A 13,907-nucleotide genomic window follows, 5' to 3' on the forward strand; every position below is an offset into this window, starting at 1 on the left:
GCGTCCTACCCGGGCAGGCCGCGATGATGCCGGGGAGCCGGGCGTACGACCCCGCCGAGGACGACGACAGTCACTCCCCCTGGGCGCGGCCGGTCGTTGCGTTCATCGCCACCCAGCAAACCCCGGCAGCGCCCGCTCAGGGAGTTTCTCCTGGAAGGTGTACTGACAGGGCACCCCACCGGCCAGCCGCGACACGTACGGTCGAGACGTGGACAACCGCTCAGAGGTCCGCGAGTTCCTCGTCTCGCGACGTGCCAAGATCAGCCCGGAGCAGGCCGGTCTGCCCGCCGGCCCCAACCGGCGGGTTCCGGGACTACGCCGCAGCGAAGTCGCGTCGCTGGCCGGGGTGAGCATCGAGTACTACTCGAAGCTCGAACGGGGCTCGCTCGCCGGGGTATCGCCTGGCGTGCTGAACGCCATCGCACGGGCGCTCCAGCTCGACGACGCGGAGCGGGCCCACCTGCTCGACCTCGCCCGAGCCGCGGACGGCAGCAGTGCCCTCATGCGGCCCCGGCGCCGGACGGCACGGCAGTGGTCCCCACGCCCCAGCCTGCAATGGGCCCTCGACGCCGTCACCCAAGGTCCCGCGTTCGTCCGTAACGGCCGCATGGACCTGCTCGCCGCGAACCGGCTCGCCCGCGCGTTCTACGTCGACGTGTACGCAGATCCGCAGCGGCCCGCCAACCTCGCACGGTTCACCTTCCTCGACGAGAAAGCGCACCGCTTCTACCCGGATTGGGACGTCGCCGCCGACATCTGCGTCGCCATCCTGCGCACCGAAGCCGGCCGCGACCCGCACGACAAGGATCTTCACGACCTCGTGGGCGAACTCTCCACCTGCAGCGACGAGTTCCGGAAGCGCTGGGGAGCCCACAACGTCCGGCACCACGGCACCGGCGCCAAGCATTTCCGCCATCACATCGTCGGGGACCTGACCCTCGCCTACGAAGGGTTGGAAATGGTCGCCGAGCCCGGCCTCACTCTCACCATCTTCACCGCGGAGCCCGGCTCCCCATCCGAGGACGCGCTGCGCCTGCTCGCGTCCTGGGCCGCCTCACAGGAAGCGGACGCCGGCGCACAAACCGCTATCGCGGAGTGATGTTCTCTCGCTTTGTGGTTGCCTGGCCCGCCCGTACCGGGGCGATCTTGCCACGCCGCGACAACTCGCGGATCTGTCCACGGTCCGACCTGCCTCCCCGGGCTCACCGTGGGGTGGCCTGTCAGTACACCTTTCAGCAGAGACTCCCCGGCGCGCCGCAGCCGAGGTTTCCTGGGTGGCGATGAACGCAGCCATCCTGCGCGACGCGGCACCCTGACGCCCTGCGTCAGATACCCGCACGGGCAACCGGCCGCCCCGCGGCCAATCCTTGTCACGAAGAACCAGGAGCAACATCATGCGTGTCCACGCTTACGCAGCACCCAGCCCGTCCGAGCCGCTGGCCCCCACGATCGTCGAGCGGCGCGACGTCGGCCCCAACGACGTGCTCATCGAGATCAGGTACGCGGGCATCTGCCACTCCGACATCCACACCGTTCGCGGTGACTGGGGGCCCCAGCCCTACCCGCTGGTGCCCGGCCACGAGATCGTCGGCATCGTCACCGAGGTCGGCCCCGAGGTCACCCACCACCAGATCGGGGACCGGGTCGGGGTCGGCTGCATGGTGAACGCCTGCCGGGAGTGCATCAACTGCCGCAACGGCGAGGAGCAGTACTGCCGGGGCGGCATGGTGCCGACCTACGGCGGTGTCGACCGCGACGGCACCATCACCCAGGGCGGCTACGCCACCCACGTCGTGGTCGACGCCGACTTCGTCGTGTCGGTGCCTGAGGGAATCGACTTCACGGCCGCCGCGCCGCTGTTGTGTGCGGGCATCACCACCTACTCGCCGCTGCGCCGCTGGGGCGCCGGCCCGGGCAAGAAGGTCGCCGTCGTCGGCCTCGGCGGGCTGGGGCACCTGGCCGTCAAGATCGCCCACGCCCTGGGCGCCGAGGTGACCGTGCTTTCCCAGTCGCTGAAGAAGCAGGAAGACGGACTACGCCTGGGTGCCGACCACTACCACGCCACCAGCGACCCGGACACCTTCCAGCAACTCGCCGGCCGGTTCGACCTGATCATCAACACGGTCAGCGCGCACATCGACGTCGACGCTTACCTCGGCCTGCTCGCGGTCGACGGCACCCTCGTCAACGTCGGCGCCCCCGCCGAACCGCTGACCCTCAACGTCTTCTCCCTCATCGGCGCTCGCCGCTCCTACGCCGGCTCGATGATCGGCGGCATCCGCGAGACCCAGGAGATGCTCGACTTCTGCGCCGAGCACCACATCGGCGCCGACGTCGAACTCATCTCGGCTGACAAGATCAACGACGCGTACGACCGCGTCCTCGGCTCCGACGTCCGCTACCGATTCGTCATCGACACCACCACCCTCGGCTGAGCCGAGGTCCCCTGACCGGCTCCGCCCGGCCGACCCCGCGGCCGGGCGGAGCCCCCGGCACCCACTGTCCTCGACCGCAAACCGACCACCACGCCTGACCGGCCCGCTCGTGGTCACCGCCGTCCTGGCCACCGGATGCGCCGGCCGGACGCACTCGCGCCGCTGGCAGGTGACGGACGCCAGGGTGTTCTTCACCGGACCGGACCGCAGATCCGGCCCGACGAGAACGATGGTCCAGGCGGCGCTTTGGGACGCCACACCGGATTCGCGTCCACCGTCAGAAGGGGTGCCTGCCAGGCCGCCCCAAGCCGCTGAAGCAGGCCGTACTCGGCACGGACGCGGCTGACATGCTCTCCGGCAAGGAAGTCCAACACCTCCTCCTCGACCATCTGCCGGCCAAGAAACTCCGCGTGGAAGGACGGCACCTCGACCACCGGAATCTTGGTGAACAGACCCGGTGTCGACTCGGCCGCGGTAACCGTCGGCAGGAAGGCGATCACCCGGACACCTGGAATCGGGCACATGAGCTGAAAACGATAGAACGGCGCATCTTCCAGCAGTGAACGGATGAACGGCTCATCCGGGTACACGTCGATTGCGGTGCCCGCGTTCCCGAGCGCGAACATGCCCCGCAGCAGCCAACCGGTCGCCACCCCGTATCCCGACCCGGCGTTCGGCGGCGGATAGTACGCCCGTCCGGTACGCACCAGCGGACTGAACATCATCAGCGCCGTCACCGGTGACTCCGGCCGGTCCCGCAGGTAGGTGCGGGCCACCATCGCCCCCTCACTCTCCCCCATCAGGGCGATCGGCCGGCCGGACCGTCGGTGTACCGCTTCGACCTGCGCGGCGAGCAACTGGGCGCTGGACGTCAGCGACCGGTGGGTGGCGGTCGACCGGTACGGCAGCGGACGGCCGCCCGAGTCCAGCCCCTCGTACGAGAACCTCTCCACGTTCGGATCCGCGGCGGCTCGGCCGTCGTACGCGGAATTGTGCCCGGCGAGCAGGATCACCGCATAGGGAACGTTGGCGGGCAACGGCCGATTGAAGATCGGCGGCGAGAAGGTGTACGTCTGCTTGTGGCTCCGGGTCAGCACCTGCGCCGCCAGCGGGACGAGCAGCACCAGCACCACGACGATCGGTACCACCGGCACCCGCCGCAACCGTACGTGGGAGGGCAGCACGGCCGCCCGCACGGTCCGGTTCCACAGCAGGCCGTTGACCATCCCGACGGCCACGGCGACGACCGGCGTCCACGTCTCGGCCGCGCTCCATACCAGGCCACCGGCCACGGTGATGACCACGAAGTTCAGCGACGACCAGCCGAACAGCTCCAGCGTCGGCAGGCCACGCCACCAGCCCGCACCCACCGACATCCGCTGCAGGAACGGGGCCAATATCACCATGGGGATCAGCGAGGCGAACAGAACCCAGGACAGCGACACCACCGACGCGGCCACCGCGAGCGCGGCGAACGGCGCGACGATGGCGGCCGTCAACGCCGCCACGCCGAGATTGCGCAGCAGCAGGGTCCGCCGTAATGGCCGGCGCTTCCCGGCCGGCCAGGACAGGCCGACCAGCACCGCGGACAGCGCCCCGCGCAGCACGATCGCCCCCACCAGGCCGAGCCCGAACACCCACCAGGAATTGTGGTAGACCAGCAGCCAGCGCATGTCGTGGTAGGAGTCGTACGGCCAGACCGCCGAACTCTGCCCGATCAATCCCTCCGCCTGCCGGAACCCGATCAACACGAGCACGAGGGACTCGGCCAGCGGAAAGATGGCGGCGACCCCGAGCAGTGCCAACAAGCGCCAACGGCTCGGCACTCCTCCTCCTTCGGGTCAGGCTCTGCGCCGACTCTCCCACGCTCATGTCGTGCAGGAGAGCGTTCCGACCGAACCCGTTGTCCCACTGGCTGCCGTGCGTCGGTGAGACCGACGCGGCGGAGCGCGCAGAGGCGTCGGCCGCCGACGCCGACGAGGTGATGTACCAGATCCGCGTCGGTGCCGCCGCGCCGATCCGGACCCGGTTCCGAGACCTGCCGCATCCCCCCGAAGCGCCGCTTCGCTGTGCCGGCCAGGGATGCGCCGGCCGGCACAGCGCCAACTGATCAGCCTCGGCGCGTCGTGAAGATCGCGGCGGCGCTGGCTGGCAGGCGGTAGGCGTAGGTCGTGTCTCCCCACGGCACGTCGAACGTGGCGACCGAGCGGCGCGAGTTGTACACGACGAGAAGCTGCGTGCCGTCGGGCAGCATGGCCGTCTTGCGCTGAACGCCACTGTCCGAGCCTGCCGCCACGCTCGCCGAACCGGTCGGCCCGAGCACGTTCAGCTCGTGGATCGACCACCAGTTGCCGGCATCGCCCTGGTTCACCACCCGGATGTAGCGGCCCGTGACCTGTGGAATGAGGATCTTGTTCACCGGGCTGCCCGGTCCGGTCGCGATCGGCTGGCCCCAGTTCGTGCCGTCGTTGGACACGAAGAGTTCGTACCCCCGGGGGGAGTCGCCGCTGCTACCAGTCGTGTCCAGGACGACCTGGTTGAACGTCTGCGCCGAGCCGAGGTCGACCTGGAACCAGTCGCCGAGCTGCATGCCGCGGCCGGTGCTCCACCGCGTTGCCGGGTCGCCGTCGATCGCATTACCAGCTGGTTCGGTGGCATTGCTCGCTGACGCCGACACCGTCCAGGCGCCCCGGGACAACGGCACCGCGGTCGTCGAAGCGGTGAGCGACGCTCCGGCGGGAAGCGTGTAGCCGAGCCACTGGTTGCCGACCCGCACCTGAGCCTGGTGAGCCAGCATCCCGGAGTCGTAGCTGATCAACGCTCGCGTCCCGTCCGGGTTCTCGAGCGGGATGTCGACCGAGCCGATCGCGGCCGGGTCCACCGGGCCAGGCTGGGTGCCGGTCCAGGTGAACGTGGCTGCCGCCCCGCCGGCAAGGCTGTAGGTGAACCACTTGTTACCCCACTGCACGCGGAAGGTCTTTCGGCTGTTCGCGGAGTTGAACGCGACCAGCGCCGTGGAGCCGTCCGGATTGACGAAGGCGACGTCCTGCACGTCACCGGCCCCAAAGGAGTTGGACGCGACCCGGCGGGCGCCCGGCCGCACGAACTTGCTGGCGTGACCGAGGGCCCAGTAGTCGACCGTCTTGGCGTACGACCAGTGGCCGGCCGTGTCCTGCGCGACCGTCACCACGCCGCGGCAGGTCAGGCAACCGCCGTTGGTCGGTCCGTTGTTCTGATCCAGGGCCATGTTCCAGCGGATGACACCCCTTGCCCAGTCACGGGTGCTGTTGATAATCAGGCCCAGCGCCCCGGCGAAACCGGCCTGCTCGTCGCCCTCCCACGTGCCGCCCGAACACTCCGTGTGCCATGCCGGCTTGTTGGGATAGTCGTTGTGCGACACGGCCTGAGCCCGCACGTCGCCGCCGTAGCAGTGCCACGCTGTGCCGGCGACGAACCCGGCCGTGGCCGGGTCGGCGTACATGGTTTCCGGATAGCTGACGACATCCCAGTTGTGGTCGTAACCAAGGATCTCTGTGCCCAGATCGCGGTCCCGTAGTGCCGGGCCGAGGTAGTTCTTGATCAGGTTGTTCTGCTGCTCCGCGCTGAGCGACATACCCGGATATCCCGAGGGTACGTAGAGCGGCTCGTTCTGCGGGGTGATGTAGCGGACCGGAACCCCCGCCTCCCCGTACGCTTCGAGGAACTTCGCGAAGTAGTCGGCCAGCGGCTGATAGGCGTCCGGCTTGAGCGTCCCACCGATCATCGAGTCGCTGGTCTTCATCCAGCCTGGCGGGCTCCACGGCGACGCCATCACAGTCAGCTTCGGGTTGAGCTGCCGGGCCCGCTTGAGCAGCGGGATGATGTATGCCCGGTCGTGGTCGATGGAGAAATGCGCAAGTGCCGGATCGGTCTGGCCGGGTGGCATGTCGTCGTACGAGTAGTTCCCGTTCACCGCGAAGTCACTGGAGCCCATCGGCTGGCGCAGGAAGCTCAAGCCGATGCCCTGGCCGCTGAACAGGTCGCGCATCACCGCGTCGCGCTGCTCGTTGTCGAGGCGGGTGCCGACGAGCCAGGCGGAGGAGTCGGTGAACGACGCCCCGAAGCCGGTGATCTCCTGATACCGCCGCTGGCTGTCGACGGTGATCGTCGGTCCGTCCGGGGCCCGCCCGCCATGCCACGACACACTGGATTGGCGCGACAGGTAGGTGTTGGTGTCGAGGTCGGTGAGATACACGGACACCCCTGCCGGCACGCCCGTGGCGACGGATGCCTCGGCCGGACACAGCGCGAGTAGGGACAGTGCTGTGACCAGGCCGACGCCTAGCCCTCTGCGTGACACCTCGTGATCCCTTCGTCGCATGTCTCGGCAGCGCCCAGAACTGGAACTTTCCCCCGCACGGCGCGAGGAATCGCCACTTCATCCAAGCGTTGAAATATTTACAGCTTTAACGTATGGGTAGCGATGCCGTCAAGGACCTTTGACCGGGCGGCGTGCCAGATTCCCAGGTGCGGGGCATGACCTACGCTGCCGGGGCGGCGGTCACGAGTGTCCTTCGGTGGGCAGGTCAGGCTGGGTACGCCTGGGTTTCGGTGGCCTTGACCGCGGCCCACACCTGCTGGCCCGGCGTGAGCTGCAGGTGGGCGGCGGCGGCCGGGGTGACGTCGGCGGCGGCCGTGACCGGTCCGGCGAGTTGGACGCGCAGGTTGTCGCCGTGGCGCTGGATCCCGGTGATCGTGGCCGGCCAGGTGTTGCGGGCGCTGCCGTCGGGCCGCTGGGGGTGCAGCGCGACGGCCGTGGGCGGGAAGACCACGAAGGCGTCGCCGTCGAGCCGGTCGGCACAGGCGAGCGTGAACCCGTCGCCGAGGTGGACGGTATGGCCGTCGGCCCGCCCGCGGTACAGGTTGAGCCCGACCAGGCGGGCGACGTAGTCGGTGCGGGGCCGGGCGGTGACCGCGGCGGCGTCGCCCTCCTGCACGACCTTGCCGTCCTCGACGATGACCAGCCGGTCGGCAAGCACGAGCGCGTCGAGCGGGTCGTGGGTGACCAGCAGCGCCGCTCCGGGGTGGGCGGTGAGGTGGCGGTGCAGCTCGGCGCGGGTGTCCAGGCGGGTACGGGCGTCGAGCGCGGCGAGGGGCTCGTCGAGCAGCAGCAGGGTCGGGTCGACGGCGAGGGCGCGGGCGAGCGCAACCCGCTGCGCCTGCCCACCGGACAGCTGCCGGGGTTTGCGGCGGGCGAGGTCGGCAAGCCCGACCCGGGCCAGCCACGACTCGGCCCGGGCACGCGCCGCACGGCGGTCCAGGCCGCGTCGGCGGAGTCCGAACGCGACGTTGTCCACGGCGGTCAGGTGCGGGAAGAGCAGGTAGTCCTGGAACACCACGCCGATCGGGCGGTCTTCGGGCGGCGTCCACACCCGGCGCTCGGGGCGGTCGAGGTCGCCGCCGGCGAGTGCCAGGTGGCCGTCGGTGAGCGGTTGCAGGCCGGCGAGGGCGCGCAGGGCGGTCGTCTTGCCCGCGCCGTTGGGGCCGAGCAGCGCCACGACCTCCCCGGCGGCGATGCGCAGCGCGACCTCGAGGCGGAACGGGCCCCGGTCGACGACCAGGTGCGCGTCGAGCATCGGGCCGTCGACCGGTGTCCGGGTCGCCGTGACGGGTTCGGGAACGGTGGTCATGTGCTGTTGATCCAGCGGTCGCGCAGCCCGGCGAGGATGGCCACGGAGACGGTGAGCAGGATGAGGCTGAGCACGATGGCGGCGTCCAGGTCGGTCTCCAGGGCCAGGTAAACGGCGAGTGGCATGGTCTGCGTGGTGCCGGGATAGTTGCCGGCGAAGGTGATGGTCGCACCGAATTCACCCAGTGCGCGGGCCCAGCAGAGCACGGCCCCGGCGGCGATCCCGGGCGCGACCAGCGGCAGCGTCACGTGGGTGAACGTCGTCCACCGGCCGGCGCCGAGCGTCGCGGCGGCCTCCTCGTACCGGCGGTCGGCCCCGCGCAGCGCGCCCTCGACGGCGATGATCAGGAACGGCATCGCCACGAATGCCTCGGCCAGCACAACGCCGGTCGTGGTGAACGGCAGCGTGATGCCGAACGTGCTGTCGAGCCAGCCGCCGAGTAGGCCGCGGCGGCCGAAGACCAGCAGCAGCGCCACCCCACCGACGACCGGCGGCAGCACCAGCGGGACGGTGACCAGCGCACGGACCAGCCGCCGGCCGGGGAAATCGACCCGGGCGAGGAGCCACGCGAGCGGGACGCCGAGGGCGAGGCACAGCAGCGTCGCCAGGGTGGCGCACTGCAGGGACAGCCGCAGGGCCGTGAGCACGCCGGGTGCGGCCAGCCGCTGCGGCAGAGTTGCCCACGGCGCCCGGATCAGCAGCCCAGCAAGCGGGAGCACAAGGAACATCAGCCCGAGTACGGCGGGCAGCAGCAGTGCGGCGGGCACCTGCCGGCCCGGGGTGCCGCGGCGGGACGCCGTGCTCTCGGGCCGGCCCGCCACGACGGCGTCGGTGTCGGTCACGGGGCTTGGAACCCGGCCTCGGTCAGCACCGCCTTCCCCTGGTCGGACAGCACGTAGGCGACGAACGCCTTCGCGCCGGCCGCGTTCCTGGCCTCCTTCAGCGCGACGATCGGGTAGTCGTTGACCGCTCCCGCCGACTCGGGGAACTCGATGCCCTCGACGTCGGCCGCGGCGGCCTTGGCGTCGGTGCGGTACACCAGGGCGGCGTCGACCTCGCCGAGCTTCACCTTCGACAGCGCGGCCTTGACGTCCTGCTCCAGCGTGACCGGGGTGAGCTTGACCCCGCCGGTGTCGAGCGCCTTCTTCGCTGCGGCGCCGCAGGGAACCTGCTCGGCGCACACGGCGACCTTCACCCCGGGCCTGGTCAGGTCGGCCAAGCCCTTGACGCCCTGCGGGTTGCCCGCTGGCACGGCGATGACGAGCTGGTTCCTCACGAATGTGGTCGGGGTGCCGTCGGCGTTGCCGGCGTCGGTCACCGTCTTCATGTTCGTCGGCGCCGCGGACGCGAACACGTCCGCAGGCGCGCCCTGGTTGATCTGCGTTGCGAGCGCGGAACTGCCGGCGAAGTTGAACTTCACCGTGGTGCCGGGGTGTGCGGCCTCGAAGTCTTTGCCGAGTTTGGTGAACGTCTCGGTCAGGGACGCCGCGGCGAACACGTTCACCGTGCCGGTGACACCCGCGCTGGCGTTCGTGCCGGTCTGTGCACCAGTCGTGTCGTTGCCGCCGCAGCCGGTCACCGCGACCAGCGCCGACACCGCCAGTGCGGTCAGCAGGGTACGCATGCGATGCGATGTCACGTGGCGGTCCTCCCCTTGTTCGCCATGGCCGGGGTGGATCTCTCCACCACCACCGTGGTCGACTTGATCACTGCGACCGCAACCGAACCGACCTGCAGGTCCAGCTGATCGACGGCCTCGCGACTCATCAGCGACACCAGCCGGAACGGCCCGGCCTGGATGTCTACCTGCGCCATGACGGTGTCCTTCACCACCGAGGTGACGATGCCCCGCAGCCGATTCCGCGCCGACGACGCGTCGGCTCGACCGTCCGCCGCACCGGCTTGGCCGCTGACGAACGTGGCGAGTTCGACCCCGTCGATCGTCCGGTGGCCGTGGCCGTCCCGGGTCGCGCTCAACCGTCCGGCGTCGATCCAACGACGGACCGTGTCCGGGCTGACCCCGAGCAGTTCGGCTGCCTCACCGATCCGAAATGCCGTCACACAGGCACCCTAACGTCCGGCACCTGCCAGGCCAAACCCGCTAATCCGTCCGCATCTTCGGCCGTCAATAGCGTGTCAGGTGCCGCATCTGCGTGGCTGTGCTGCGTACGCATCTCGCCGAGCGAGGCAGGGCCGGTCACCACTGAACGCCGTGGCACACCTTCTCCGCCGTGGCCGGTTCCACCTGCAGGGTGCAGTGGTCGATGCTGAACCCGTCGTGCAGCCGGGCCCGCGCCGCCGCCAGCACCGGCCCCAGCTCGGCGCCGGCACGCAGGCTCAGGTGCGCCGAGGCCACGTCCATGCCCGAGGTCAGCGTCCACACGTGCAGGTCATGCACGTCGGCCACCCCGGGCACGTCGATCAGGTTCGCCCGGACCGCCGCGACGTCGATGTGCGGCGGGGCCGCCTGCACCAGCACACGCAGCGCGGCGCGGGCGAGTTGCCAGGTACGCGGGAGGATGAACACGCCGACCGCCACCGCGACGACGAGGTCCGCGTAGAGCCAGCCGGTCATGGCGATCACGACAGCGGCGACAATCACCCCGACCGAGCCGACGAGATCGCTCAGTACCTCGAGGTATGCGCCGCGTACGTTGAGGCTCTCCTTCGAGCCGGCCCGGAGCAGCAGGAACGCCACCACGTTGGCGATCAGTCCGGCGATGGCGACCAGCAACATCGGCCCGACCAGCACCTGCGGTGGGTCGCCGAACCGGCGTACCGCCTCGACGAGCACGTACACCCCCACCCCGAACAGCAGGGCGGCGTTGGCCAGGGCCGCGAGGACCTCCAACCGGTAGAGACCGAACGTGCGGTGGATGCCGTGGGACGACCGACCTGCTGCGGTGATGGCCGCGACGGCCAGCGCGATCCCGAGGACATCGGTGAACATGTGCGCCGCGTCCGACAGCAGCGCGAGGGAGCCGGTGAGCCAGGCTGCGACCGCCTCCACAACCATGAACGTGGCCAGAACGGCCAGCGCCGCCCAGAGCGGTTTCCGGTGCCGCGCACCGGCCCGCATCGCCTCACCCCCATGATCGTGACCCGCGCCCATGTCCGCATCCCTTCCACCTTGGCAACGTCGCCAATATATGCTCGTATTGCAATGTATGCAACCATGAAATAGGTTTCGTTCCCAGTTGCATCAGCATCGTCATCAGGTGCGCGGTCCACGGAGCGACGAGGCGTTTGACGATCTCGCCCGGACGACGCGGTAGAAGTTGGACGTGTTCATGTGCCTGTCGAAGGCCGCCAGGTCAGTCCGGTTCCCGTACCGGAACATGACCGGCGGGCCCTCGACCGGCTGGTGGAGGCCGTAGCCCGGAGACCTCAGTCCCCGGTGGGACCGGCCTCGACGATCGAGACGGGAGTGCCGAGTTCGACGGTACGGGAGACGGTGCAGAGCCGATCGTGCGACTGCTGCAGCGACCGGGGCAGCGCCTCACGCGCCTTGTCGCCGTCCACGCCAGCCGGGAACGTCACGGTGAACTCGACAGTGAGGTTCTGCATCCGGTTGCCTCCCGCCTCGTCCCGGATCTTGTCGCCGGTGACCGCAACCGAGAACTGAGCCGGCTCGGCGCGGCGGCTGGTGATGAGGTCCACGTCGATCGCGGTGCAGCCGCCGATCGCCGCCAGCAGGAGTTCCACCGGCGTAAAGCTGGCATCCTGGCCCATGCCCACCGACATCAATCCACCGCGGACGTTCCGCACGACGTACTGCCCGACGCTGGTGCGCTCGATCTCCACCGAGCGGAAGGTGTCCTCACTCATGACAGGGAAGCTACCCAGGCCTGCTGGTCCCCGAGCCACCGGCCCGGCCGGTCGATCGCCCCGTCCTCAGGACACGCCCTAACCGGCCAGGCGCCGGGGACCCGCCCAGGCGACGGGCGAGCCCGGCGACGACGGCCACCGTAGCCGCGACGGTGTAGGCGAGGGCGAGCCCCAGCGTGGGATTACTACCGAAGAGTGCGCCGCTGCCGTAGCCCAGCAACGTCGCCCAGACGGCCCAGATGGTGACCGCCAACGCGGTGAACCGTTGGAACCGGCCCAACGGGTACCCGACCAGGCCGGCGGTGACAGCGGTCGCCGAGCGCCCACCGGGCAGGTAGCGCCCGAAGACGATAAGCATGCGACCGCGCCGGTGCATCACGCGATGTGCCAGCTCCGCCATGGCGCGAGTTCGCCGGCGCCGCTGCAGGCGGGCAGTCATCGCCGGCCCACACCAGCGGCCCACCCCGTACGCCAGCCGATCACCACCGTACGCACCGAGCGCCGCAGCGACGACGACGGCGACCAGCGGTGGGTGCCCGCTGGCGGCTGACGCCACGGCGACAGCGATCACCGTGCTCTCGCTCGGAGCCAGCGGAACGAGGGCATCTGCCGCTGCCACAATCACGACGACGAGCAGCACCCAGGGACTTCCCGCGACCGTGGTCAGCGCCGCGTCGACCGTGTCGAACACGTAGCCAGATTCGACGGGAAAGGCATCCCCCGCCGAACATCGGCCTGACATCGCGGTGGCTGCTGGGCGGCCAGTCCATCGAATACCGCGGACCGCGCCGGCACCGTCTCACTCATGCATAGCCGCGGTAGGACCCGCCACTGGCGCCACGATGACCGAGCCGCCTTCCGGGCCCTGAACTCGGGACTGCGCCGCCACGGCGACGGCGCACCGGCCGTCGAGCAGGGAGTGGCGCTAGCCCTGCTCATCGAGCTGTCGACGGCACTGGAGGAGCCGGAACCGGGTACCGGATTGGGCCGTCAGGCTGACCGACTTGATTATCGATGATCAGTGATCATAGGTTGGCCTGTGTGGAACGTTTTCGGCTTTCCAAGGCCGGGAAGCGTGTCGGTGTTCACCCCGTGGCGCATCACGTTTGGGTTGGCTCGGGGAGGGTTCCGGTGGCGTGGGTCGGCGGTGAGGGCCGGTTTTGTGGGCCGGCGTTGAGTCGGTGAGCGGGAAGCTGCGGCTGGCCGAGGGTGAGGCCGCCCGCACCGCGTGTGCCCGCGGTGTGCTGCGCGCCGGGGTGGACGAGGCAACCGGTGAGGTGCTGTCTCAGGCGGTGTTGGCGCGGCGGGTGGGTTGGTGTGCCGACCTGGTGGCGGGCATGGTGGCCGCGCTGATCGGCGAGCACTGGAACCGCGTGGATGTGGAGGTACTGGCCGGCGGGGTGGATGCGGGTGGACGGCGGTTGCCGTCGAACGCGTGGATGGCGTTGCGACGTCTGGGCTGGACCGCCACCCCGCCTGGGGGTGTGCGGGTCAATGACCGGGTCGTGCGGATGGCGCAGGAGCAGGCGGGGCGTGCGCTTCGTTCGGCGTCGTGGCGTGCCGAGGTGACCGGCGGGGTCCTGGCGACGTGGCCGGCCGATCCGCGCAAGCGCACCCCCGCCGAGTGGGATCAGGTGCGAGCCTCGATCCCAGGCGGAGAGCATCTGCCGTCCAGCATCATCAAGTCCCGGACCCGGCAGGCCATCACGTTCGCCAAGGCCAACGGCCGGCTGCCGGTGGACGTGTTCGAACTCGAAGGCGCCCCGAGAATTCCGCGGATGTTGCTGTTGGCCGCGTGTGACCAGCAGCAGGCCACCATCGAACGCAGCGACACCGACCCGGCAAGAGCACTGCTGCGGCTGCAACTGCCCACCCGCCCAGATCCGCGAGGGTATCGGGACTGGACGTGGGTGGCGTGCCGGATCACGTTGCCGCCTACGGTTCCCGCCGTGGCGGTGCTGCACCTGCCGACCCT

12 protein-coding genes are annotated in these 13,907 nt (G+C 69.9%); 3 read left to right on the plus strand and 9 right to left on the minus strand.

Annotated features, from left to right (window positions below; genetic code table 11):
* The first annotated feature begins 208 nt into the window (after positions 1–208).
* Positions 209–1,099 carry a helix-turn-helix transcriptional regulator gene (locus ACGF4F_RS35655; protein ID WP_357443116.1) on the plus strand — a complete coding sequence of 297 codons (891 nt, stop codon included), beginning with the start codon at positions 209–211 and terminating at the stop codon, positions 1,097–1,099.
* A gap of 292 nt (positions 1,100–1,391) precedes the next feature.
* A complete protein-coding gene (locus ACGF4F_RS35660; RefSeq protein WP_357443322.1) occupies positions 1,392–2,435 on the plus strand; it encodes an NAD(P)-dependent alcohol dehydrogenase in 1,044 nt (347 codons plus the stop codon).
* A gap of 191 nt (positions 2,436–2,626) precedes the next feature.
* Here the strand turns inward: ACGF4F_RS35660 and ACGF4F_RS35665 are convergent, their stop codons facing one another.
* From ACGF4F_RS35665 to ACGF4F_RS35705, 9 genes are all read right to left on the minus strand, one after another.
* Positions 2,627–4,261 (minus strand): hypothetical protein, encoded by a 1,635-nt coding sequence (locus tag ACGF4F_RS35665; RefSeq protein WP_393084709.1) that lies wholly within the window; start codon positions 4,259–4,261, stop codon positions 2,627–2,629.
* A 284-nt stretch (positions 4,262–4,545) separates the two neighbouring features.
* Complete coding sequence (locus ACGF4F_RS35670) at positions 4,546–6,774, minus strand: discoidin domain-containing protein (protein WP_357443110.1); 2,229 nt, start codon at positions 6,772–6,774, stop codon at positions 4,546–4,548.
* A gap of 226 nt (positions 6,775–7,000) precedes the next feature.
* Positions 7,001–8,104, minus strand: a complete 1,104-nt coding sequence (locus tag ACGF4F_RS35675; protein WP_357443107.1) for an ABC transporter ATP-binding protein — start codon at positions 8,102–8,104, stop codon at positions 7,001–7,003.
* Positions 8,101–8,925: an ABC transporter permease gene (locus ACGF4F_RS35680; RefSeq protein ID WP_357443320.1), complete on the minus strand. Its 825-nt coding sequence runs from the start codon at positions 8,923–8,925 to the stop codon at positions 8,101–8,103. The genes ACGF4F_RS35675 and ACGF4F_RS35680 overlap by 4 nt, the downstream gene beginning before the upstream one ends.
* Positions 8,926–8,942: 17 nt before the next feature.
* Positions 8,943–9,728 carry a molybdate ABC transporter substrate-binding protein gene (gene modA, locus ACGF4F_RS35685; protein WP_393084730.1) on the minus strand — a complete coding sequence of 262 codons (786 nt, stop codon included), beginning with the start codon at positions 9,726–9,728 and terminating at the stop codon, positions 8,943–8,945.
* 11 nt (positions 9,729–9,739) lie between these two features.
* Positions 9,740–10,165, minus strand: a complete 426-nt coding sequence (locus ACGF4F_RS35690; RefSeq protein ID WP_393084713.1) for a molybdopterin-binding protein — start codon at positions 10,163–10,165, stop codon at positions 9,740–9,742.
* A 136-nt stretch (positions 10,166–10,301) separates the two neighbouring features.
* The gene (locus ACGF4F_RS35695; RefSeq protein ID WP_393084716.1) at positions 10,302–11,216 is read right to left on the minus strand and encodes a cation diffusion facilitator family transporter; all 915 of its coding nucleotides are present in this window, start codon (positions 11,214–11,216) and stop codon (positions 10,302–10,304) included.
* A 275-nt stretch (positions 11,217–11,491) separates the two neighbouring features.
* Positions 11,492–11,932, minus strand: coding sequence for an OsmC family protein (locus tag ACGF4F_RS35700; RefSeq protein ID WP_393084719.1), 441 nt, complete (start codon positions 11,930–11,932; stop codon positions 11,492–11,494).
* A 10-nt stretch (positions 11,933–11,942) separates the two neighbouring features.
* Positions 11,943–12,623, minus strand: a complete 681-nt coding sequence (locus tag ACGF4F_RS35705; protein WP_357443096.1) for a VTT domain-containing protein — start codon at positions 12,621–12,623, stop codon at positions 11,943–11,945.
* Positions 12,624–13,113: 490 nt separating this feature from the next.
* On the opposite strand from ACGF4F_RS35705, the gene ACGF4F_RS35710 reads away from it, so the two are divergent.
* A partial coding sequence (locus ACGF4F_RS35710; RefSeq protein WP_393084722.1) for a hypothetical protein occupies positions 13,114–13,907 on the plus strand: 794 nt, incomplete at its 3' end.

Origin of the sequence: Micromonospora sp. NPDC047740 (assembly GCF_043204735.1) — a bacterium.
In the GTDB taxonomy this organism is placed as follows: Bacteria; Actinomycetota; Actinomycetes; order Mycobacteriales; family Micromonosporaceae; genus Micromonospora.

Excerpts from the sequence above, each read along its gene's own strand:
- ACGF4F_RS35675 (WP_357443107.1), bottom strand. The coding sequence starts at position 8,104 with ATGACCACCGTTCCCGAACCCGTCACGGCGACCCGGACACCGGTCGAC.
- modA (WP_393084730.1), bottom strand. The coding sequence starts at position 9,728 with ATGCGTACCCTGCTGACCGCACTGGCGGTGTCGGCGCTGGTCGCGGTG.
- ACGF4F_RS35695 (WP_393084716.1), bottom strand. The coding sequence starts at position 11,216 with ATGGGCGCGGGTCACGATCATGGGGGTGAGGCGATGCGGGCCGGTGCG.
- ACGF4F_RS35700 (WP_393084719.1), bottom strand. The coding sequence starts at position 11,932 with ATGAGTGAGGACACCTTCCGCTCGGTGGAGATCGAGCGCACCAGCGTC.